This is a genomic window from Xanthomonas hortorum pv. pelargonii, assembly GCF_024499015.1.
Lineage (GTDB): Bacteria > Pseudomonadota > Gammaproteobacteria > Xanthomonadales > Xanthomonadaceae > Xanthomonas > Xanthomonas hortorum_B.
This window is the reverse complement of sequence record NZ_CP098604.1, coordinates 4,533,928-4,556,133: the sequence shown is the minus strand read 5'-3', so window position 1 is coordinate 4,556,133 and position 22,206 is coordinate 4,533,928. Positions and strand designations below refer to the sequence as shown.

19 protein-coding genes, 1 other RNA gene and 1 pseudogene are annotated in these 22,206 nt (G+C 62.2%); 8 read left to right on the top strand and 13 right to left on the bottom strand.

The genetic code is table 11. The features are described 5' to 3' along the window. Positions 1 to 329: 329 nt before the first annotated feature. From eat to eutC, 3 genes are read left to right on the top strand one after another with little or no spacing between them, the layout of a single operon-like run. Positions 330 to 1,694 carry an ethanolamine permease gene (gene eat / locus NDY25_RS19475; RefSeq protein WP_006452607.1) on the top strand — a complete coding sequence of 455 codons (1,365 nt, stop codon included), beginning with the start codon at positions 330 to 332 and terminating at the stop codon, positions 1,692 to 1,694. Then, on the top strand, positions 1,691 to 3,097 hold the full coding sequence (locus NDY25_RS19470; protein WP_168957390.1) for an ethanolamine ammonia-lyase subunit EutB: 1,407 nt from the start codon (positions 1,691 to 1,693) through the stop codon (positions 3,095 to 3,097). The genes eat and NDY25_RS19470 overlap by 4 nt, the downstream gene beginning before the upstream one ends. Next, on the top strand, positions 3,097 to 3,942 hold the full coding sequence (gene eutC, locus NDY25_RS19465; RefSeq protein WP_256627632.1) for an ethanolamine ammonia-lyase subunit EutC: 846 nt from the start codon (positions 3,097 to 3,099) through the stop codon (positions 3,940 to 3,942). The genes NDY25_RS19470 and eutC overlap by 1 nt, the downstream gene beginning before the upstream one ends. An 86-nt stretch (positions 3,943 to 4,028) precedes the next feature. On the opposite strand, the gene NDY25_RS19460 is transcribed toward eutC, so the two are convergent. The 4 genes from NDY25_RS19460 to NDY25_RS19445 all read right to left on the bottom strand — a co-directional run bounded on the left by NDY25_RS19460 (position 4,029) and on the right by NDY25_RS19445 (position 5,982). Then, positions 4,029 to 4,298, bottom strand: coding sequence for a DUF3471 domain-containing protein (locus tag NDY25_RS19460; protein ID WP_180336516.1), 270 nt, complete (start codon positions 4,296 to 4,298; stop codon positions 4,029 to 4,031). Then, complete coding sequence (locus NDY25_RS19455) at positions 4,220 to 4,810, bottom strand: nuclear transport factor 2 family protein (RefSeq protein WP_256627631.1); 591 nt, start codon at positions 4,808 to 4,810, stop codon at positions 4,220 to 4,222. The genes NDY25_RS19460 and NDY25_RS19455 overlap by 79 nt, the downstream gene beginning before the upstream one ends. A 191-nt stretch (positions 4,811 to 5,001) precedes the next feature. Beyond that, positions 5,002 to 5,292 carry a hypothetical protein gene (locus tag NDY25_RS19450; protein WP_006452612.1) on the bottom strand — a complete coding sequence of 97 codons (291 nt, stop codon included), beginning with the start codon at positions 5,290 to 5,292 and terminating at the stop codon, positions 5,002 to 5,004. Between the two features lie 186 nt (positions 5,293 to 5,478). After that, positions 5,479 to 5,982 (bottom strand): pyridoxamine 5'-phosphate oxidase family protein, encoded by a 504-nt coding sequence (locus NDY25_RS19445; RefSeq protein ID WP_006452613.1) that lies wholly within the window; start codon positions 5,980 to 5,982, stop codon positions 5,479 to 5,481. Positions 5,983 to 6,400: 418 nt separating this feature from the next. On the opposite strand from NDY25_RS19445, the gene NDY25_RS19440 reads away from it, so the two are divergent. From NDY25_RS19440 to NDY25_RS19430, 3 genes are all read left to right on the top strand, one after another. Then, a complete protein-coding gene (locus NDY25_RS19440) occupies positions 6,401 to 7,426 on the top strand; it encodes a hypothetical protein (RefSeq protein WP_180336513.1) in 1,026 nt (341 codons plus the stop codon). 178 nt (positions 7,427 to 7,604) lie between these two features. After that, positions 7,605 to 8,738, top strand: coding sequence for a pectate lyase family protein (locus NDY25_RS19435; protein WP_006452616.1), 1,134 nt, complete (start codon positions 7,605 to 7,607; stop codon positions 8,736 to 8,738). Positions 8,739 to 8,986: 248 nt separating this feature from the next. Further along, complete coding sequence (locus NDY25_RS19430) at positions 8,987 to 9,793, top strand: IS5 family transposase (protein WP_168957386.1); 807 nt, start codon at positions 8,987 to 8,989, stop codon at positions 9,791 to 9,793. A 383-nt stretch (positions 9,794 to 10,176) separates the two neighbouring features. Here the strand turns inward: NDY25_RS19430 and NDY25_RS19425 are convergent. Then, positions 10,177 to 10,266, bottom strand: a non-coding RNA gene (locus NDY25_RS19425) — sX9 sRNA. A 297-nt stretch (positions 10,267 to 10,563) separates the two neighbouring features. On the opposite strand from NDY25_RS19425, the gene NDY25_RS19420 reads away from it, so the two are divergent. Further along, complete coding sequence (locus NDY25_RS19420) at positions 10,564 to 12,234, top strand: diffusible signal factor-reguated family 28 glycoside hydrolase (RefSeq protein WP_180336512.1); 1,671 nt, start codon at positions 10,564 to 10,566, stop codon at positions 12,232 to 12,234. 632 nt (positions 12,235 to 12,866) lie between these two features. Here NDY25_RS19420 and NDY25_RS19415 read toward each other — a convergent pair. The 6 genes and pseudogenes from NDY25_RS19415 to efp all read right to left on the bottom strand — a co-directional run bounded on the left by NDY25_RS19415 (position 12,867) and on the right by efp (position 17,891). After that, positions 12,867 to 13,556 carry an isoprenoid biosynthesis enzyme family protein gene (locus tag NDY25_RS19415; protein WP_168957385.1) on the bottom strand — a complete coding sequence of 230 codons (690 nt, stop codon included), beginning with the start codon at positions 13,554 to 13,556 and terminating at the stop codon, positions 12,867 to 12,869. A 28-nt stretch (positions 13,557 to 13,584) separates the two neighbouring features. Further along, positions 13,585 to 14,250: a phosphoglycolate phosphatase gene (locus NDY25_RS19410; protein WP_168957444.1), complete on the bottom strand. Its 666-nt coding sequence runs from the start codon at positions 14,248 to 14,250 to the stop codon at positions 13,585 to 13,587. Between the two features lie 115 nt (positions 14,251 to 14,365). Further along, positions 14,366 to 15,085: a bifunctional 2-polyprenyl-6-hydroxyphenol methylase/3-demethylubiquinol 3-O-methyltransferase UbiG gene (gene ubiG / locus NDY25_RS19405; protein WP_006450329.1), complete on the bottom strand. Its 720-nt coding sequence runs from the start codon at positions 15,083 to 15,085 to the stop codon at positions 14,366 to 14,368. A gap of 29 nt (positions 15,086 to 15,114) precedes the next feature. Further along, positions 15,115 to 16,452, bottom strand: a complete 1,338-nt coding sequence (locus NDY25_RS19400) for a TRZ/ATZ family hydrolase (RefSeq protein ID WP_168957384.1) — start codon at positions 16,450 to 16,452, stop codon at positions 15,115 to 15,117. Positions 16,453 to 16,470: 18 nt separating this feature from the next. Next, positions 16,471 to 17,265, bottom strand: a pseudogene (locus NDY25_RS19395) (PA3715 family protein); the annotation flags it as partial. A gap of 59 nt (positions 17,266 to 17,324) precedes the next feature. Beyond that, the gene (efp, locus tag NDY25_RS19390; RefSeq protein WP_168957382.1) at positions 17,325 to 17,891 is read right to left on the bottom strand and encodes an elongation factor P; all 567 of its coding nucleotides are present in this window, start codon (positions 17,889 to 17,891) and stop codon (positions 17,325 to 17,327) included. A 103-nt stretch (positions 17,892 to 17,994) separates the two neighbouring features. Between efp and epmB the strand changes: the two genes are divergently transcribed. Further along, positions 17,995 to 19,023, top strand: coding sequence for an EF-P beta-lysylation protein EpmB (epmB, locus tag NDY25_RS19385; RefSeq protein ID WP_168957381.1), 1,029 nt, complete (start codon positions 17,995 to 17,997; stop codon positions 19,021 to 19,023). A gap of 132 nt (positions 19,024 to 19,155) precedes the next feature. On the opposite strand, the gene NDY25_RS19380 is transcribed toward epmB, so the two are convergent. Both NDY25_RS19380 and NDY25_RS19375 read right to left on the bottom strand, forming a co-directional pair. After that, positions 19,156 to 21,273, bottom strand: a complete 2,118-nt coding sequence (locus NDY25_RS19380; protein WP_168957380.1) for a putative bifunctional diguanylate cyclase/phosphodiesterase — start codon at positions 21,271 to 21,273, stop codon at positions 19,156 to 19,158. Then, the gene (locus NDY25_RS19375; protein ID WP_168957379.1) at positions 21,270 to 22,199 is read right to left on the bottom strand and encodes a phosphate/phosphite/phosphonate ABC transporter substrate-binding protein; all 930 of its coding nucleotides are present in this window, start codon (positions 22,197 to 22,199) and stop codon (positions 21,270 to 21,272) included. Before NDY25_RS19375 ends, NDY25_RS19380 begins: the two co-directional genes overlap by 4 nt. Between the last annotated feature and the right edge of the window lie 7 nt (positions 22,200 to 22,206).

The following is a 22,206-nucleotide window of genomic DNA, read 5'->3' as shown; positions in this document are numbered from 1 at the left end:
GGGCACCGGTGACTGCGGAGCTGCGGAATTGCTGCATCACCGCACCCTCACTCCACCCCCGCTCCGCGCCCAGCCCGCGCGTGCGGCGCGAGCGCGCCAGTGGCACGCAGGCTGTGCCTTCTCGCCCCGGGGAAGAGTGGCTTTGACGTGACGTGTCTTCTCTGCGGCCCACCCGTCGTGGCTGTGTTGGTCGCGGGGCTTTGGGGTATAACCGGGACGACCGTCGATCTTCGATCCTCGCCACTTTCGTAACGAGCGATCGAGCCAGACGGTTGGTCCACCGCTGCGGCGTGGGACGTGCTTCATCTCCCCTCCCCCGACTGCAGGAGATGTGCGACATGCGCAACGAGCAACTCAAACCCACACTGGGCACCTGGCAACTGTGGGGGATCGCCGTGGGACTGGTGATTTCCGGCGAGTATTTCGGTTGGAGCTACGGTTGGGGCACCGCCGGCACCCTGGGATTTTTGGTGACCACCGTGCTGGTGGCGGTGATGTACACCTGCTTCATTTTCAGCTTCACCGAGCTGACCACGGCCATCCCGAACGCCGGCGGGCCGTTCGCCTACAGCCTGCGCGCGTTCGGCACCTATGGCGGCATGCTGGCGGGCCTGGCCACGCTGATCGAATTCGTGTTCGCACCGCCGGCCATCGCAATGGCGATCGGCGCCTATCTCAACGTGCAGTTTCCGACCCTGGACCCACGTATCGCCGCAATCGGGGCGTATGTGATCTTCATGAGCTTGAACATCGTCGGCGTGGCGATCGCCGCCACCTTCGAGTTGGTGGTGACTCTGCTGGCGGTGATCGAACTGCTGGTGTTCATGGGTGTGGTGGCGCCGGGTTTCAGCGTCGCGCGTTTTGCCGCCAACGGTTGGGCCGGCAGCAACGATTTTGGCCCGGCGGCGATCTCCGGCATCTTCGCCGCGATTCCCTTTGCGATCTGGTTCTTTCTGGCGATCGAGGGCGCGGCGATGGCGGCCGAAGAAGCCAAAGATCCCAAGCGCACGATTCCGCGCGCCTACATCGCCGGCATCCTCACGCTGGTGGTGCTGGCACTGGGAACGATGGTGTTCGCCGGCGGCGTCGGCGATTGGCGCCAGCTGTCCAATATCAACGACCCGTTGCCGCAGGCGATGAAAGCGGTGGTCGGCAATAGCTCGACCTGGCTGCACATGCTGGTGTGGATCGGTTTGTTCGGTCTGGTGGCGAGTTTCCACGGCATCATTCTGGGCTATTCGCGGCAATTCTTCGCATTGGCGCGTGCGGGCTTTTTGCCGCATGGGCTGGCCAAGCTGTCGCGCTTTCGCACGCCGCATCGCGCGATTCTTGCCGGCGGCGCGATCGGTATCGCGGCGATCTGCAGCGATGGTGTGGTCAAGATCCAGGGCATGTCGCTGACCGCGGCGATGATCACCATGTCGGTGTTCGGCGCGATCGTGATGTATGTGATGAGCATGCTCAGCCTATTCAAACTGCGCCGCGCCGAGCCATTGCTCGAGCGCAGTTTTCGCGCACCGGGTTATCCGGTGGTGCCGGCGATTGCGCTGCTGCTGGCGCTGGTGTGCCTGGTGGCGATGGTGTGGTTCAACCCGATCGTGGCGCTGATCTTTGTAGGACTGCTGCTGTTTGGTGCGGTGTGTTGCGTGCTGAGCTTGCGCGGCCAACACACACCTGCGAGCACTGTCAGATGAGTGGGTTCGCCTTCACCGCAGGCGGCGAGCGCTTCCAGTTTGCCGATCTCAAAACGTTGCTGGCCAAGGCCACGCCGGCACGCTCGGGCGATCAACTGGCCGGGCTGGCCGCCGACTCCGGTCTGCAGCGCGTCGCTGCGCAGATGGCGCTGGCGGACCTGCCGCTGCGCCATTTTCTGGATGAAGCGGTGGTGCCGTACGAAGCGGATGAAGTCACACGCTTGATTGTCGACCAACACGATGCAACCGCATTCGCCTCGGTCGCGCATCTCACCGTCGGCGGCTTTCGCGATTGGCTGCTGAGTGCGCAGGCCGACGAAGCCGCACTCACCGCACTGGCGCCCGGACTGACACCGGAGATGGTGGCGGCGGTGTCCAAATTGATGCGGGTGCAGGATCTGATTCTGGTCGCGCAGAAAACGCGCGTGGTCACTCGCTTTCGCAACACGCTGGGATTACGCGGACGCTTGTCGACGCGCCTGCAACCCAACCACCCCACCGACGATGCCACCGGCATTGCCGCCAGCGTGCTCGACGGTTTGTTGTACGGCAACGGCGATGCGGTGATCGGCATCAACCCGGCTAGCGACAGCCTGGCCGCCACCACCGCGTTGTTGCGCATGCTCGATGCGGTGATCGCCGGCTACCAGATTCCCACGCAGTCCTGCGTGCTGGCGCACATCACCACCACCATCGAGGCGATCGGCCGCGGCGTGCCGGTGGATCTGGTGTTCCAGTCCATCGCCGGCACGGAAGCGGCCAATACCAGCTTCGGCATCAATCTGGCCTTGCTGCAGGAGGGTTATGAGGCGGGCCTGTCGTTGCGCCGTGGCAATGTCGGCGACAACGTGATGTATTTCGAAACCGGCCAGGGCAGCGCATTGTCGGCCAATGCGCATCATGGCGTGGATCAGCAAACCTGCGAGGTGCGCGCCTATGCAGTGGCGCGGCAGTTCAAGCCATTGCTGGTGAATACCGTGGTGGGCTTTATCGGCCCGGAATATCTCTACGACGGCAAGCAAATCATCCGCGCCGGGCTGGAGGATCATTTCTGCGGCAAATTGCTCGGCGTGCCGATGGGCTGCGACATCTGCTACACCAACCATGCCGAAGCCGATCAGGACGACATGGACGTGCTGCTGACCCTGCTCGGCACCGCCGGCATCAATTTCATCATGGGCATCCCCGGCTCAGACGATGTGATGCTCAACTACCAGACCACCTCGTTCCACGATGCGCTGTATGCGCGCCAGGCACTGGGTCTGCGTGCTGCGCCCGAGTTCGAACAGTGGCTGGAACAGCAAGGCATTTTGCGCCTGCGTGATGGCCGCTTCGAACTCGGTAGCGAGGTGCCGGCACCGTTCCGGCATGCGCTGGCGCAATTGAACAGCGGCGCGGCGTAATGAGCAGCACCACTACGCCACCGCGTGATGCCTGGGCGCAGCTGCGTCACCTCACGCCGGCACGGATCGCGCTGGGGCGCGTCGGCACCAGCCTGCCGACAGCTGCGCATCTGGATTTCCAGCTGGCGCATGCGCAGGCACGCGATGCGGTGCATCTGGCGTTCGATCCGGCGCCGCTGCAGGCCGAACTCGAACAGCGCGGACGCATCAGCATGCTGCTGCACAGCGCGGCGGCGGATCGGCATGTGTATCTGCAACGCCCGGATCTGGGCCGGCGCCTGGCCGCCGACGCCGCCACGCAACTGCGTGGTCTGACTGCCGTGCATGGCGGTGGACATGACGTGGCGGTCGTGGTCGCGGACGGGCTTTCGGCGCTGGCCGTACACCGCAATGCCCCGCAGATGCTGGAGCATATCGATCGCTTGGCCGCACACGAGGGCTGGTCGTTGGCACCGGTGGTGCTGATCGCGCAAGGGCGTGTGGCCATCGGCGACGAGGTCGGCGAATTGCTCAAGGCCCGTGCAGTGATCGTGCTGATCGGCGAGCGGCCGGGACCGAGTTCGCCCGACAGCCTGGGCCTGTATCTGACTTACACCCCACGGCTCGGCCTGACCGACGCCGCGCGCAATTGCATCTCCAACATTCGCGCCGAAGGGCTGAGTTACGCCGAAGCCACGCACAAACTTGCGTACCTGTTACGCGAGGCGTTTCGACGCAAGCTATCCGGCGTGCAACTCAAGGACGAAGCCGAGCAACCGGCACTACCCTCGGCGGGCCCGCCAGATGCCGCACCGCGTACGTTTTTGCTACCGGATGATCTGCCGCCAGACGTTGTGGGCAGCTGAGTCAGAGACCCGTCATGTGGCGGATCGCCTGCATCGATCTACTCGCTTGAGTGCTTCCGAACGCAGCCGGCAAGACATGTCTTTGCTCATTCTTCGCGCGCAGCAGGATCGTCGCGCATGGCACGTTCGCTGACGACGCCGTTTTCATACACCACCAATGTTTTAGAAAGTCCGTCGCCGTTGGTCTCGAAGTCAAAACGCAGATCGCGCTCCATGGCAAAGAAACGCGTAGTGGATTGCGGATAGAGCGTGGCGATGAAACTGCCGGCGGTGAGCGTCAGATGGTCGCCGGCGACCGCGATCTGAATGATTCCGATGCGAGGCGAGCGGTAGCGGCCTGCGTAGCGCTGCAGCACCGCGACCGGAGTGTTGTCGTTCTTGGAGGCGGCGTATACGGCACGGGGCCATGCGCATAACTGAGGACGCGATGCATGCGCCAACGTCCATCGGCAAATTTCCAGACCGTGGTGAAGTCGGCTTGACCATCCAATCGCTCTGCTTTGTCACGTTCCTGCACATAAAAGCGGTGACGGCCCGACAACATCGCGTAACCGCCGTTGAGCGGATGGAACGAGATGCTGTCATTGAGCGCCTCACGTCGAAGACGCAAGGTTTCGTCGGCGCAGGGTCCATGACGCAACGAGTCGACGACCGCCTCGCGCGAGGTCGTGAGCCCGGTCTTGTCGTGATAGAACTCCACGTCCGCAGTGAGCAGACCCGCAATGGCTTGCATATCACAGGCGTTGTAGGCCTTCCAGAACGCCGCGTCGGCAGATCGAACCTGGGCTTCGTCCTGTTGAGCAGTTGCACCGCAAGCCTCGAACGCAACAAGGATCAATAGAGCCAGTGCCAGCTTGCCGAGTCCCATCGTGCCATTCCACTGTGCTGAGATTCGACAGTAAAAGATCGGTCATCCGCCAGCACGACCCGAAAGTCACTATGCCGCATGGGACGCCCTCAGCTACAGATGGACACGGCCATCGCGGCCAATGACAACCATTCAGGCACCGCGCCAGGCCGCCGAGCATCTGCGCATTACTCGCGCCGGGAGACGAACACTTACTTGAGCGCGCCGTCCTGTGGGTTGCTGGCTGCATACCGACTGGTTCGCAACTCGTTGTCGTGCGGGTGGCGCAACGCATCGCGCACTTCCTCCGGCAACTGATCGACATCCAACATCACCTTGCCGGAATGTACGTCGCGCACCACCGACACAGGCAGCACAAAATCGCCGCCGTTTTCGATATTGATGACGAGTTCAGCGCCTTCGTTGCGAATATCGCGTATTGCGCCTACGCCGACTTCACCATCGCGCAGGAATACCATCTGGCCAATTTCGATCCGTTGCATGTCGCATCTCCCTGGTGGGCGCGCATCGCGCCAGTTGATACCTGAAAACCACGTAGATGTGACTTTCAAGCAAAGCGCTCAAAAACACGACACGGACGCCAGGCGGACGCGGCCGGTGTGCATTGCGGCATGTAACAGTTGCCACCTGCCGATCCTGATCACCATCCGCATCCGCCAAACAAACCCTCAACGCAGCGGGACGTCTGCCACCTTGTCCTGATAGTCCTTCTTCGGATCGACACCGAACAGCACCTTGATGCCGGCAAGCAGGCTGGAACCATTGAGCCAGATCTGTGCATGGTCCGCGTCCAGGCGCAGTAGCGCCAATTTCGGATCGTCCTTGCCGCCTTCGTACCACGCAGCAACGTGCGGGTTCCATAAGCGATCGATCACCGCAGGGTCAGTGTCTTCGTGCAAGGCGCCACTGATGCTGGCGAACAGATCATGCCCCTTGCTGCTGAAGGCGCCGATGACGCGACGGCCCTGCCCCAGCATCGCGATCAGCGCATTGTCCTTGGAGGTAAAGAACCAGATCGGGCCGCCGCTGTCACCTTCGATCTGTGCGGTCATCGGGCGCGCATGGCCGTCTTCGACGCCGTCCAGGCCCAGCATCACGGTGCGATCGGATTTCAAGGCTTTCCAGAATTTTTCCTGCAACTCTTTGGGATCTGCCATCTCGATGTCTCGCATGCGCGTGTCTACGCGGGTGACCAGTCTGGTAGTCTCTCTGCACACAGCATGTGACGATGCGCACCTTCGTCTACACATGGCGACAACGCGATTCGGCTTGGGCAACAACATCACCAACATTGTTACCGGCGCGCGCCTGGGAAGACGATGGGGAATGAACAACCTTCGCACACGCACCATTGCATTCGCAACAAAACAAATCAAATGAGCGGCTCAGGGTTAGGATAGAACCCATGCTGCTGATGCAGCGCATTTGCGCTCGAGGAAAACAAGCAGTAGCGCTGATGGTAGCGGCGAGGGAAATCTGCCATAACCATGGGCATAGCTGCGATTTACTTGTAAAGTATTTATATATTCTAATTACATTAATCCGCTTGGGTGGCTCAACTCCAAGCAAAACATATAGGTTAAAATCATCATGGCATATTTGCCGAAAAACACATCACTGCGCGCTTCCTGCGCGATTCTCACCATCCTAGCGATTACCGACGTGTCTGCAAGCACCAAGTCGGTCAACCTCTCCGCCGGCGCCATCCTGCAGCACGTTGTTCCGACTGCTAAGCGAGATGCGAGTACTTCCCACTGGACGCTCGCACGGATGCAAGCTGCTGTTTCCGCATCGTTCGTGGATGCCAACCCGGTCGACGGCGACCCGCCAGAGTTGCAGAATTCGGCATTGGCCAGCGGTGAAAACCGGAGCGCAGGGTTGAAGGTGGTGACAGGATCGGTGCCGACGCCGAAGACGGATCCGTCAGTGCCGGTTCCAGGATTCTCCCCAGCAGCTCATCTCGGCGTTGTCTTCTTTCGGGCGAACGGCGTGGACCAGCGCTGCACTGGCAACGCGGTCGTCTCCGATTCCGGAAACGTCGTAGCCACCTCCGGGCGATGCGTCTCTGCCCTACCAGGTAAGTTTGTGTCGGACTTGGTGTTCGTGCCAGCCTACAACGGCACCGCCCCCTACGGTGTGTGGCCTGCGACGACCATCACGGCCGATAATCGCTGGGTCGCAGAGCGAGCCGTCGACTACGATACGGCGTTCTTCCAGGTGCAGGCCCCCACGACAATGAAGCCCTCCGGCGCCACCTTGTCGAATACTGTCGGAGCATCTGGTGTTCGCTTCGTCGGTCAGGAAGACGACAACGAATATCGGGCAACAGGCTACAACACCGACCCTGGTGCCAATGCGAACACGCCTGTCAGCGTGACCAGCACAGCAGAGCCGAACCCATGGATGAACAAGGACTATGCCATCGAGGGCCTGGAGTGGGACGCACGCTCCGGCGTCAGCGGCTCACCTTTGGTTTCGACGGAGGAGGATCCCGTGCAGGACGTCGAAGTCGGCATGATCTCATTTGCCTATGAGCAGTTCACCCACGCCTCGTTCGGTCCTCAGTGGACGTCAGCAATCCGTAACCTGTATCAGACGGCAGCAGCCATCAACTAGGCATGCAAATCGCTGTAACGTAATTTCTTACTTGATAGATAACCGTTCGTTATTTCTGGAATACCTGCACGCTGTTCGAGTTAATCGAACAGCGTGCAGTCTGTAGCCAAACTTGGCTATGTAGTCATGAGGAATAGCAACACACATCAACGCTTCGCTTTCCAGTAAAGGTCCGTATTTGCATTTCTCTATTATCTCGCTGTTTCTTGCTTTTTTTATCGCACAGGTTGGTATCGCCAAGGCTGGAACCGGTGGATTTTCTTCAGCGTCTGTATCTGGCGAGACTGCGATTACAGTGACAACGCTTGCAGAGCTGCAAGCGGCATTCAATGCCAAAAACCATCATATCATCATCCGTGGAAAGATCTACGGCGGCCCAAAATTGACCACCCTGAATTTCTCCAGCACAGCTTGGAACAACATAACAATCGAGGGTGCTGCAGGCGGTGGCGCGGCTTTGCAGAATATCCAATTGAAATTTAGCGGCGAGAAGCTGCCCGCCGGGACAAACATTCAAAACGTGGTTATCAGAAACATCTCATTCTCTGGCAATGTCGGCGACTTGCAAGCCTTGCCTGACCAAGTCGAAGGAACTTCCAACAACATTGGCATCAATTACGTGGGCGTATCATTGCGGCGTATATCCAATGCTTGGATCGACCACTGCGATTTCTACGACATGAGCGATGATCTTTTATCAGTCGGCAGGTCATCTGATTACATCACGCTGTCGTACAATCACTTCTACTTCAGCAACAGCTGGGTCAACATGAATCCGGATCCGGTATGGAACTGGGTCGATAAAAATTATCATGACCTCGCAAATGAGCGCTTGGCAATCCTTGTTGGTCACAACAGGAATGACTCATATGTATATGGTGGCAATAAGCTGCACGTGACGATGCACCACAACTGGTTTGGCCCCAATCTTGCCGGGCGCCCCCTACTCCGCGGCTGGGTCCATGCCTACAATAACTACTTTGACAATAGCACCTTGCCCAATGGTATGCGCACCGCTGCCGATGGTCGCCGCTATGAAAAGCAGCAGTACAACGCTTTGCAGGTAGGTAGCGGCAGCATTGTTTTTTCCGAATCAAACTATTTTTACAAAACCAATAATAGCAACCAGATTCGACTGGAATCAAGCGGGGACATGTACAATTTCTACGAGAAAAAAAACGTGTATGACGCAGCAACCGGCAATTCGGCGATCGGCTCAACCTTCAATAATGCGCCGGTGAAATACAGCTACAAGTCTGATGATGCGGCAAGAGTCCCCAGCATCGTTCTATCCACCGCGGGGCCGCACTAAACACGATTTCTCCAGCATTCACTGCGTAACAGAAAGAGGGGCCGCAGGAATCTTTGAAAAAATTCTATATTGACAGCTAGTTAGCTCACTACGGCTGTCTTTATACGAATCCCTGCCGCCTCTCATCAATATCCGTTTTGTCCCCGGCTCTGTCACGCCCGACAATCAGACCCATGTCGAGCGTACCAGGGACTAAGAGCGACTAGAGCGTGTTATGCACTTTGCCCTTGTCACGTTAACGTATACGGATGAAGCCTCGTAAGCCTTATCCCACCGATATTTCCGACGAAGAATGGGCTTTTGCGGCTCCCTATTTGACGCTGATGAATGTGCAGGCACCGCAGCGCAAGTATGAGCTACGCGCGATGTTCAACGCACTGCGCTGGATCGCACGCGCCGGCGCACCGTGGCGATTGCTTCCCAACGATTTTTTACCTTGGGAGGCGGTGTATCAGCAAACGCAGCGTTGGCTGCAAGCTGGCTGCTTTGAAGCCATGGTCGGCGATCTGCGCTCACTCTTGCGTGTGGCACAGGGGAAGAAAGGCCAGCCAAGCGCTGTCATCTTCGATGGTCGAACGCTGCAGTCCACCTGTGAAAGTGGGCCGCGTGCTGGATACGATGGCTATAAACGCAAGAAGGGCAGCAAGGTGCATATGGCGGTCGATACGCTAGGACATCTGCTCGCCGTCCAGGTCACGCAGGCCAATGAGCAGGAACGCGCGCAGGTGCGCTCGTTGGCTCAAGAAGTGCAACACGTGACCGGTGAAACGGTCAAGATTGCGTTTGTGGATCAGGGCCATACCGGCGAAGAACCGGCACAGGCGGCCAAGGAAGAAGGCATTGAGTTGCACGTCATCAAGCTGCAAGAAGCTAAGAAAGGCTTCGTTTTGCTTCCACGCCGATGGGTCGTCGAGCGCAGTTTCGGGTGGGTCAATCGTTTCAGACGGCTGGCACGGGACTACGAGCGACTGCCGGAAACATTGGCCGATTTGCACTTCGTCGTCTTCACGATCCTGATGCTTGGAAATGCAGCCACCCTCTTTCAAAGTTCATAACACGCTCTAACAAAACTACTTCACGCCAGTCCACTGCAGGCCGGCTGATCTGCTGCCTAGCTGCAGGGCCCTTGCCCACCCACCATCGCGGGACACGCTGCAAGTACGTCCTTGTAAGCTCTTAGGCGGCATCCATGCCGCGTAAGGTCCCGCGATGGTGGGCGGGCAAGGACCAGTCGCGATGGTCGGTGTGCATGTTTTCAAGCAACCAGCAAACTGTCTGGTGCGGTGTCCTCACCGATTGCGGGACCGTGTGGCGGCATGGATGCCGCCACCGAGCCTCCACGGACGGATTCACGGCGTGTCCCGCGAGCGGTGAGGGCACCGCGCATTCGACCCATTCAGCGTTTGATCTTGACTTTTGACTGCATCCACCAAGATGCGGCCGACAAAACCACTGCACCCACTGTCAGGCGCTCGCTCGCTAGGTGGTGCGGACGGCGCGCTCAGAACCGCAGTGTACGAGGGTACATGCCGATTCCGAGCACCGGCCGCGCAGTAGTTTTGTTAGACGCTCTTAGGCCGAAGCGGCCTGTCCGCTTCGGCGATGCGGCGCTGGATTCGCCCATCCGAACACGCTCCTTGGCGTAAGGCACCACCCTTGAGCATCGATTGCCACCGACCAACATCAGCGGCGCCGAGACGACATGCGCATCGGCAACTGTTGATCGCGACTGCAGTCACGCAAACGCAACACAGCAGCGCGGCTATCTTCTGCAGACATGGTTCATCCACCACCCCCGCGCTTTACGCCACTGGAGTCGTCCACCATGCAATACCCGCCCGCTTTTCCGGCTGTCGCGCCCTTGACGCTCGCCCTGCTCGGCCTATCCACCTTCCAGGCCGGTGCGGCGCGTCCGCATGAACAGGACCTGCCCGATACCGCGCACAGCATCTCCACCAGTTGGGGCGTGATCCAGCAGCCCACGCTACCGACGCAGGTCTGCGCAACGCTCAAGGCCGCGCTGGTGCCGGTTGCCGGTTCGCTGGATGCGCTCGATAGCGATCCGGCGCAATCCAAGCGCGATACCGCGCGTTTGCAAGCGGCCATCGATGACTGCCCCGCCGGCGGCGCGGTGCGTCTGGTCACCGGCGATGCCGGCGAGTCGGGCGTGTTGAGCGGCCCGTTGACGATCAAGAGCGGGGTCACGCTGTGGATCGACCGCGGCGTCACCTTGTTCGGCTCGCGCAATCCGCGCGACTACGACAATGGCCTGGGCACCTGTGGCACCGCCACCAGCGACAAGGCCAAATCCTGCAACCCGCTGATCCATGTGGCCGATACCGCCAACAGCGCCATTGTGGGCGCCGGCAAGATCGATGGCCGCGGCGGCAGCACGCTCACCGCCGGACCCAATGCCGGCACCGCCAGCTGGTGGGATCTGGCCTATCTCAACGTCACCAAGGGCCTGAGCCAGCACGTACCGCGCCTGCTGCAGATCGACGACAGCAGCGACTTCACCCTGTACGACATCACCCTGGAAAACTCGCCCAACTTCCACGTCACCACCGATAACGTGGTCGGCTTGACGGCATGGGGCATCAAGATTCTCGCGCCCAGCCTGGTCTACTCACGTCCCGGCTATCGCTGCCCGGCCGGCAGCACGCCTGACGTCAATCCGCATGCGACCTGTTTCACTCCGGAAACAGCCAAGAACACCGATGGCTTCGACCCTGGCCAGTCGAAGAAAGTATTGCTGGCCTACTCGTATATCGGCACCGGCGACGATGGCGTTGCGATCAAGGCGCATGCCAGCAGCAAGCGCAGCATCGCCTCGGAAAACATGCTGTTCGCCTATAACCAGTTCTATTACACGCACGGTTTTTCGCTGGGCAGCGAAACCGATTCGGGCATGCGCCATATCGCCGTACGCGGCTTGAGCATCGATGGCTTCGACAGCAACGACGTGAACTCCGATCCGTATTCGGCTAACGGCCTGCGCATCAAATCCGATGGCAGCCGTGGCGGCCAGGTCTACGACATCAGTTTCGAAAACGTCTGCATGCGCGGCGTTGCCAGGCCCCTGGTATTTGATGCCAACTACGCCAATGCAGCGGTGCGCAACAAGCTGCCCAATTTCAGCGGTATTGCGTTGACCAACGTGCACTCGCTCGGTTCCAAGGCGTTTGGCGGCGGTGAGCTGAGCTTCTACGGCTATCGCGATGCGACCACCACCTTGCCGATCATCCTTTCGCTGGACAACGTGGTGCTGGAAGGTGGCCCGATCTCGTTCGCAAAGCCGCATTTCGGCGGGCCGGCCAGCAATCCGGGCGCGACGCACTTCACCTTCAAGGGCGGCCCGGTGAGCTTCTTCGATCAGCTGTCGGAATCGGTGCCCAACGATGTGCAACTGCAAGGCAAGCCTGGGCCGGGCACACCGCTGCAGTGCAATGATGCCTTCATTGCTTACCACTCGGTATTGCCTGATTCGCCGATCTGATCTTGCTTGAAGCAGTGCTGCATGCACTGCTTGCAACCCTGCATCGACACTCGGTTGGTCGAGGGCGCGGCGCCCTTACCGCTCGCGGGACACGCCGCAAGTACGTCCTTGTAGGCTCGGTGGCGGCATCCATGCCGCCACACGGTCCCGCAAGCGGCGAGGACACCGCACCAGAAAGTGAGCCGGTTACTTTGTTGAAAGCCTGCCTGTTGATCTCGTTGCGTTGCGAAGCTGATCGGACGCGCAGTTATCTAGACAGCGCATGTCATGCCTTGCTTGCAACTATGCATACCGACCATCTCGACTGGCCCTTGCCCGCCCACCGTCGCGGGACCTTACGCGGCATGGATGCCGCGTAAGAGCCTACATGGACGTACTTGCGGCGTGTCCCGCGATGGTGGGCGGGCAAGGGCCCTGCGACCAACCCGCAGATCATCCGCCCTGCAATTTGCTCTATCCACACTCTCTCATCGCTTCAAGACGAACGAGATTTCGAGTCATATCGTAATTAGATGCGATAAGAAGCTTCGTCAGTCAAAGGCATCGCACCGGTTAACGTGGTCGTGGCTGATGGGAACCACAAAACCGGCCGCGCCCAACTGGCAGTGAGCACAGTATTTTGTTAGTCGCTCTTAGTCCGCACCGCTGGCCGCACGCCAGCTATGCCACAACTGCTGCACCGGCGGCGGATACGCCGCCTTCCCGGCGAGTTCGCGCTGCAAGCGCAAACGGGCCAGCCGCGACCACACCCGATGCGGCCGCGCCAACGCAGGCTTGCGCGGCCAGGCCCGCAGCAATTGCGCGCGCCATGCAGCGGTTGTCATGCCGCCGGGCGTTGCGCTGTCGCCGGCCACACGCTGACGTGCGTCCAGCCATTGCACCGCCACCGCCGTGGCATCGCCAGGCTGGTTGCGCGTAAACATCACCGCCTCGACTGCGACCACGGCCTCGGCAAAGCCGCGCAAGCTGTCCAGCGCTTGCTGCAACGATTGCGGCGGCACGCGGGCGTCCTGCATCGCTGGCAAGGTGTCGGCCAATTGCGCCCATGGCGCACGCACCGGTTCCAACACGCGCCCGAGCGGATGCCGCGAGCGCTGCTGGGACCAATCGCGCAGCTCCTGCTGCCACCAGGCCAGCTTGGCATCGGCCGGCAATGGGTCGCCGGCGATATTCATGATGTCTTCCCATTCCTGCAGCAACGCAAACCAGGCGGCAGCCAGTGGGCGTTGCGGTTGCGGAATGAAAGGCTCGGCAACCGACCATTCCGGCCAGCGGGTGCGCCACTTGTCGAGAAAACTGTCGAGAGCGCTGGATTGGCTCATGGCGGGTCCAGAAAGAAACGAAAGAAGATCAGGGCTGCGGCCACGTCGCGGCATCCCACAACAGTTGCGGCTGCTCGACCAACACATCGGCTTGCCAACTCAAGGGATCGTCATCGTGCAGCCGATAGCCCCACAACACCGCTACCGATGGCATCGCTGCCGCGCGTGCGGCCAGGATGTCGCGCTCATCGTCGCCCACATAGACGCATTGCGCAGGCGCAATGCCGATGCGTTCGGCAGCTGTCAGCAACGGCAACGGATGCGGCTTGCGCTCGGCTAGCGTATCGCCGCCGATCAACACCGCGCAGCGCTGCTCCCAGCCCAGTTGCGGCAGGATCAGCCGCGCCAGATATTCGGGCTTGTTGGTGACAATGCCCCACACGCACCCCGCACGATCCAGCCGTAGCAGCAGTTCTTCGACACCCTCGAACAGCTGCGACTGCGTGCCGATCAAAGCTTCATAGCGACGCAGGAATTCCGGCACCAAGGCATCGCGTGCGTCCGCAGCCAGTTCGGCAAACGCAACCGCCAGCATCGCGCGCGACCCTTTCGACACCACCGGGCGCAGCTGCGCCAACGCGATCGGCGCACGTCCCCGCTCGCTCAGCATCGCGTTGACAGTGGCCAGCATGTCCGGCGCGCTATCAAGCAAGGTGCCATCCAGATCGAACAACACCGCACGCGGGAAATTCATAGACGCCACGCCGCTGGACGGCTGCGTATCGCCATCCGCAAGGTGGGAATGCGCAGACATCAAGCACGCGCCTGCTGTTGCCAATCCCGACTCCCCACTCCCCAATCCCTGCTCGTCACGGCTTCACCGCATAGGCCAGGTAATTCACTTCCGTGCGCGAAGACAGCCGCGCACGATTGCGCCACGGCTCGTACAGCATGCCGCTGACGTCTTCCAGCTGCAGCTCGGCGCTGCGCAACCAGGCCGCAAGTTCTGCCGGCTTGATGAAATCCTTGTAGTGATGGGTGCCTTTTGGCAGCAACCGCGCGATGTATTCGGCGCCGACCACCGCCAGCGCGAACGCGGCCGGGGTGCGATTGAGCGTGGACAAAAACAGCTTGCCGCCCGGCTTGAGCAGGCTGGCACAGGCGCGAATGATCGCCGTGGGGTCCGGCACGTGTTCGAGCATTTCCATGCAGGTCACCGCATCGAAACTGCCCGGCTGCTCGGCAGCCAGGTCTTCCACCGACTGCACGCGGTAATCCACCTGCACGCCCGATTCCAGGCTGTGCAGGCGCGCCACCTTGACCAGCTCCGGCGCCAGATCGATCGCAGTGACCTGCGCGCCCAGACGCGCCATCGACTCGCTGAGCAAGCCGCCGCCGCAGCCGACATCGAGCACGCGCGCGCCGGCAAGATCCAGCCGCGCGGACACGTAATCCAGACGTACCGGGTTCAGCGCATGCAGCGGCTTCTGCGGGCCATCGGCATCCCACCAGCGCGTTGCCAGCGCGGCGAATTTATCCAGCTCGCTCTGGTGAAAATTGCCGGAGGTGGTGTGAGTATTCGGATTCATGCGGAGCTCCGTGTTGCGATGACGCGCGCTCAGGCGCGGACGGTGCGGATGCGGTCGCGCCACTGCCGCGCATTGGCGACCAGGGCGGCGATATCCATGTCGACCAGCTCGCGCTGTACCAGTTTGGGCTTGCCGGCGATCCACACATCGGTGACCTGATGGCGGCCGGCGGAATAGATCAGTTGCGACAGCACATGATGCAGCGGCTGGGTCTCCAATGCAGACAGATCCACGCAGACCAGATCGGCCTGCTTGCCGATTTCGATCGAACCGATCTTGTCGCCGAAGCCCAACGCGCGCGCGCCGCCCAGCGTGGCCGCACGCAAGGTGGTGGCCGCATCCAGCGCAGTGGCATCGTTGGCCACCGCTTTGGCCAGAATGGCAGCGGTGCGGTTCTCGCTGAACATGTCCAGATCGTTGTTGCTGGCGCAGCCGTCGGTGCCGATGGCCAGGTTCACGCCGGCACGTTGCAGCGCGCAGGCCGGGCAAAACCCCGAGGCCAGCTTGAGATTGGATTCGGGGCAATGCACCACGCTCACGCCGCGCTCGGCGCACAGATGGATTTCCGCCTCGGTGAGCTGGGTCATGTGCACGGCGATCAGGCGGTCGTTGACCAGGCCCAACCGATCCAGACGCGCCAGCGGGCGCTGCCCATACTGCTTGATCGAATCGGCCACTTCCTGCGCGGTCTCGTGCGTATGCAGATGCACCGGCAGGTCGAGCTGGTCGGCCAGCATGCGCACACGCTCGAAGTTGGCATCGTTCACCGTGTAAGGCGCATGTGGCGCAAACGCGGTGCTGATCAGCGGATCGTCGCGCCATTGGTCGTGCAACTCACCGGCACGCGCGAAGTATTCGTCGTCCGACGAGGCCCAGGCGGTGGGGAAATCGATGATCACCGAGCCCACCAGCGCGCGGAAGCCATGCTGCTTGTAGACCGCCGCCTGCACATCGGCGAAGAAGTAATTTTCGTTGACGCAGGTGGTGCCGCCACGCAGCATCTCGGCGATCGCCAGCGTGGTGCCGTCGGCCACGAACTCCGGCCCGATCACCGCCGCTTCAACCGGCCAGATGTGCTGCTGCAGCCACACCATCAGCGGCAGATCGTCGGCAATGCCGCGTAGCAGCGTCATCGGGTTATGCGTGTGCGCGTTGACCAGACCCGGCATTAGCGCCGCCTCCGGCCGCGAAACGGTCTGCTTCGGCGCAAACCGTGCGCGCGCTTCGGCAATCGGCAGGATCGCCACGATGGCGCCGTTGCTGACCGCCACCGCGTGGTCTTCGAGCACCACCGCATGCGGTTCGATCGGCACCACGTAGCCGGCTTCGATCAACAGGTCGCATGCTTCGGGAGGGGCATTGGTCATGAGAGGATCCATAAAGGGTTAGTTGTCGAACGGCCAGCTGGCATCGCCACCGGCCACAGGCACATAGCGCTGGCCGTTGTAGCGCAGCATCTGGCGCACGCGACGGGTGCGTTCGGTATCGGTGTCGCTGCCAGCGGTGCTCTCCGTGGTAGACACGTTGGCTGTCAGCACGATGTCCGCATAGCCGGCATGTGCCTGCGGCGCCATGCTCAGGCTCAGATTGGCGACCTCGGTGATCACATCGCTCTTCCCCACACTGCACGGCTCGCCTTTCACACGTTGCCACGCATAGAGATCGCGTTGCAGCACCGGACGCAAGCTACGCCCCTCGCGCACCAGCAAGGTCAATGCCTGATTACTGTAAAAATCCGGGCAGCTAGGCCCACGCGCGTCGCTATGCAACACCACGCCGATCGCGCGCACGCCCTTGGCCAGGTCGTAGCGCGCGGTATCCAGGCGCAGGCTGTCGGCCGCGAGTTCGAAGGCGGCATCCTCACCCATTGCCTGCGCGTAAAACGCCAGCACCTTGCCGCTGGCGGCATCGAGCATGGCCACGCGCAACTCAAGGTCGCGCTCGCCAGGCACGGTCTGGGCGTCGCCAGCAAATGCGATTGCCGCCAGCCGGATCGCCGGATCGTTCGGCCACGGCTTGCAGGTCTGGGCCACCACACGCTCGACCGGCACCGTCGCTGCAGCGCCGCCCACGACCCCGGAGGTTGCAATGGCAGCAACGGCGGCCACGTCACCGGCGCCGCAGGTTGCAGCAGCCGATTGCGCAAAGACCGGGCACACTGCGAGCGCAGCCCACAGCCCCAACACGACACTGGCACCGCGTACCGCTCGACCAGGCCAGCGTCCCGGGTACATCCGGCTTACTTGACGCGCGCCGAGTATTCGCCCGAACGCGTATCGACCTTGATGATTTCGTCCTGATTGACGAACAACGGCACGCGCACCACCGCACCGGTTTCCAGCGTGGCCGGCTTGCCGCCCCCACCAGAGGTATCGCCGCGCACACCCGGATCGGTCTCGGTGATCTTCAGCTCGACGAAGTTCGGCGGCTGCACCCAGATCGGCGCGGCATTCCACAAGGTCACGATGCAGTCTTCCTCGCCCTTGAGCCACTTCTCGGCGCCGCCCATGCCGGCCTTGTCGGTCTGCACCTGCTCGAAGGTTTCCGGGTCCATGAAGTGCCAGTACTCGCCATCGCTGTACAGGTAACGCATGTCGGTATCGACGACGTCGGCCACTTCCACGTCGTCGGTCGCCTTCATGGTCATTTCGACCACGCGACCGGACTTGATGAAGCGGTACTTCATGCGGGTAAAGGCCTGGCCCTTGCCCGGCTTGACGTATTCGGTCTCGGTGATGACCGCCGGCTCGTTGTTGACCAGGATCTTCATGCCGTTCTTGACGTCGTTCATGCCAACAGTGGCCATGGTGCAGCTCCTCGATAAGACCACGACCTGCCACAGGCCGTGGCAGGTCGGATTAGAATGGGGCGCCCGCCGCAACCGGCGGGCATTGGTTTTGTGACCGCACATGATACCCGCAGCCCCCCTCGCCTTACAGCCATCTCCGCCTCCCACCCTGCAGCCGCACCGCTGGCAGCAGCAGTGGCGCGATGCCGTGCGCGACCCACGCGAGCTACTGGCGCTGCTGGGCCTGGACGCGGCGGCTGCCGGCATCAGCGCAGAGGCAGCCGCCCAGTTCCCGCTGCGGGTACCACGCGCGTTCGTGGCGCGCATGGGCCGTGGCGACCTGCACGATCCATTGCTGCGCCAGGTACTGCCGCTGGATGCCGAAATGCGGCCGGTACCGGGCTTCGGCCTGGATGCGGTCGGCGATGGCGCCGCCAAGACCGCAGACGGTGTGATCCAGAAATACCGCGGCCGCGCCCTGCTGATCGCCACCGGCAGTTGCGCGGTGCACTGCCGCTACTGCTTCCGCCGCCACTTCCCGTACGCCGAAGAAACCGCCGCGCGCGATGGCTGGCGCGAGGCGGTGGCCGCGATCGCCGCCGACCCCAGCATCGACGAAGTGCTGCTGTCCGGCGGCGACCCGCTGTCGCTGGCCACCGGCAAACTGGCCGAACTCACCGACGCGCTGGCCGCCATCGGCCACATCAAACGCCTGCGCATCCACAGCCGGCTGCCGGTAGTGCTGCCCGAGCGCGTCGATGCGCCGCTGCTGGCCTGGCTGCGCAGCCTGCCCTGGCCGGTGGCGTTCGTGATCCATGCCAACCACGCCAACGAATTCGATACCGCCGTGGATGCGGCCATGCGTGCCCTGCGCGACACCGGCGCGCAACTGCTCAATCAGGCGGTGCTGCTGCGCGGGGTCAACGACAGCGTGGACGCACTGGCCACCTTGAGCGAACGCAGCTTCGCCGCCGGTGTGCTGCCCTACTACCTGCACCAGCTCGACCGGGTCGCCGGTGTGGCGCATTTCGAAGTGGACGATGCACACGCACGCGTCCTGCATACCGAACTGGCAACGCGTCTGTCGGGTTATCTGGTGCCGCGCCTGGTGCGCGAGATTCCTGGCGATACCGGCAAACGGCCGCTGTAATCCCCACCGCGGCGCGCGTTCACTGTAGGAGCGCCCCTGGGCGCGATGAAGCCTTCCCGGTAACGCCCCGTCGCGCGCAGGCACGCTCCTACGCACCGCGCTATGGCACGTTATCCAACCTACGTATGCCACTCACCCCGCCGCGATCAGCTTGACCAAATCGGCCGGGCTCAGCGGCCTGCTGAACCAGTAGCCCTGGCCCAGGTCGCAGCCGCGATCGCGTAGCAGATTGAATTGCGCTTCTTGCTCGATTCCCTCGGCCACCACCGTGATTCCCAGCGAATGCGCCATGCCGATGATGGCCGTGGTCAGCGCCAGATCGTCCGGGTCGCGCTGCAGGTCGGCAATGAAACTCTTGTCGATCTTGACCCCGTCCACCGGCACCTGGCGCAGATGGCTCAGGCCGGAGAAGCCGGTACCGAAATCGTCCAGCCACACCTTCACCCCGGTGCGGTGCAACTGATCGAGCAGGCTGGCGGCCATCATTTCATCGCCGATCACCGCGGTTTCGGTCAGCTCCAGATGCAGGCGTGCGGCCGGCAAGCCGGACTCGGCCAGGCACTCGGCCACGGTGTCGATCAGATCGCCGCTGCGCAGTTGCCGCGGCGACACATTGACCGAAATGAACAGGTTTTCGCCCGTCGCCGGCCACTGCGCCGCTTCCAGGCAGGCCGCGCGCAGCACCTTGGGGCCGATCACTTCGATCAGGCCGCTCTGCTCGGCAATATCGATAAAGGTGGACGGCGGAATCGTGCCGAGCGCCGGGTGCTGCCAGCGCAGCAACACCTCCACACCGACCAGCACACGGTCGATGGTGCGGTAGATCGGTTGATAGACCAGCCGCAACTCGTCGCGCTCCCAGGCGCCGCGCAGCTCATGCTCCATATGCACGCGGCGCTCCACCGCATGATCGGCAGCGCGGCTATAGAAGCGATGGCAGTTCTTGCCGGCGACCTTGGCCTGGTACATCGCGATGTCGCCGTTCTTCAACAGCGCGGTGGCGTCGTTGGCATCGTCCGGGAACAACGTGATGCCGATCGAGGTGCCCAGGAACACCTCGCGGCCCTGCACGTTCAACGGCCGGCTCAACTCGTGCACCAGCCGGTCTGCGAGCTGGGCAGCCAGCAGCGTGACATCGCCGCTCTGCAGCAGGATCACGAACTCGTCGCCGCCGAAACGCGCCAGAATCGCATCGTCGCCACCCAATGCACCCACCGCACGGCTGATGCGGCTGGCGAACTGCAGCAGCGCCTCATCGCCGGCCTCGTGCCCGAGCGTGTCATTGACGCGCTTGAAATCGTCGATATCGGCAAACAGCAGCGCCAGTTTGCTGTCGGTGCTGCGCGCGGTATTGAGCAGATGGTCCAGGCCTTCGCGGAAGCCCAGCCGGTTGGTTAACCCGGTCAACGCGTCGGTGTAGGCCATGTGGCGCACCTCGCGATCGTGCCGGGCGATGCTTTCGCTCATGCGCCCGAACGCGGACATCAACTCGCCGATTTCGTCGTTGCGCGGATGCGGCGGCAGTTGCACTGCGTAATCGCCACGCTCGATCTGCTTGGCCGCTGCAGCCAGCAAGCGCACCGGCGCCACCAGCGTGCGCTGCACGTAGATGGCCAGCAACACACCCAATGCGACCAATGCAGCCAGCAGCACCAGTAGCCAGCCAAGATCGCGCTTGCCGATCGCGTTGAGGTTCTGCACCAGGGTCAGATTCGCGCCAGACTCGATCTTGCGTACCCGCTCGCGCGACATGCCCACGCGCACGCCGCCGATGCGCTGGTCGCCGATCTTGATCGGCACCGTCACATCCAGCACCTCGGGCGAGGATTGCAGCAACATGGTGCGCGCGCTGGCCGCCTTGGCCGCCAGCGGGTCGTTCATCGTCTGACCGTAGCGCTGCAAAGTCGGCGTGCCGTCGTGCACCAGCCGGCCACGTCGGTCGAACACCAGCACGTAACTCACCACCTGCTGACGCGACGCGTTGCGCACCAATGCACCCACCGCTCCCAGGTCGGAGTAGTAGAGCGGATTGGCAAGGCCGGCTGCCAGCTCGGTGGCCAGTGTTTCGCCACGCGAGCGCAGGCTGCGATCGAACAGCTCGTGCAGGATCTGCGCACTGAGCCCGCGCACCTCGCGCTGCATCGCGCTCTGGCGTTGCAGCAACGAGGCCAGAATCGCACCGACCAGCAGCAACGTCAGCGCCATCACCAATAGAAAACGTGCCTGCAACCCAAAGCGCACCTGAGTCATTCCACCTGGTCCCTGACACGTTGCACACCGGCGCTCAACGCATTCAGGCGTCGGCGGCTGTTGTCATCCAGTGGATGGAATGCGGTGGTGCCGAAAAAGCGCTTCAACGCCGGGCCGGCTTGCGGGTCGGACGCGGCCTGCAGCAAGACGATGCGCAACTGCCGCTCCACCGCCGGGTCCAGCCCGGTACGTACCATCTCCACCGCGCGCGGCACCGGCGCACTGCGGTGCACGATGCGGAAATCGCGCTTGAACGTCGCCGGCAAGTGGCGTTCGTCGTCCCAATCGGCATTGCTGAAAGCGCCGGCATCGATCAGGCGCTTGTGCACGAACGCGGCCACGTTCAATTTCGTACCGACCATCAAATAACCGACCGACCCCGGCACCTGGGTATCGTCCGGCGACAACAGCACATCGCAGGCGATGCCGTTGCGCAGCAACTCCAGCATCGGCAACAGATAGCCACTGGTGGACGAGGTGTTCTGCAGCGCCAGGGTGTGCCCGCGCAGTTGCTTGAGCGACTGGATCGGGCTGTCGCGGCGCACGAAGAACACGGTGTGGAACTCGCGCATGCCGCCGCGCTCGGTCATCACCAACGGATGCGCACCGCCGCGCTGTTCCAGCAGCATCGCCGCACCGGTGGTTTCGCTGACCCAATCGACCCGGCCACGGCGCAGGTAGCTGGACATCTGCCGCGCATCCGGCGCCATCAGGATTTCGCCACGACGGATGCCGACCACGCGCATGCGCGGCACCACATAGTCCAGCAAGGGCTTGAGTTGCTCGTAATGGGTGGCGGGATCGTCGCTGATCCGGCCAAGCACCAGGACCGAAGAAGGCGCTGGCGCCGCCGTCACGGCAAAGCCCGCCCCAGCGAGCAGCCAACAGGCAATCAGACACCATCGTAGACCGCGCAAAAAGGACACTCCCTAG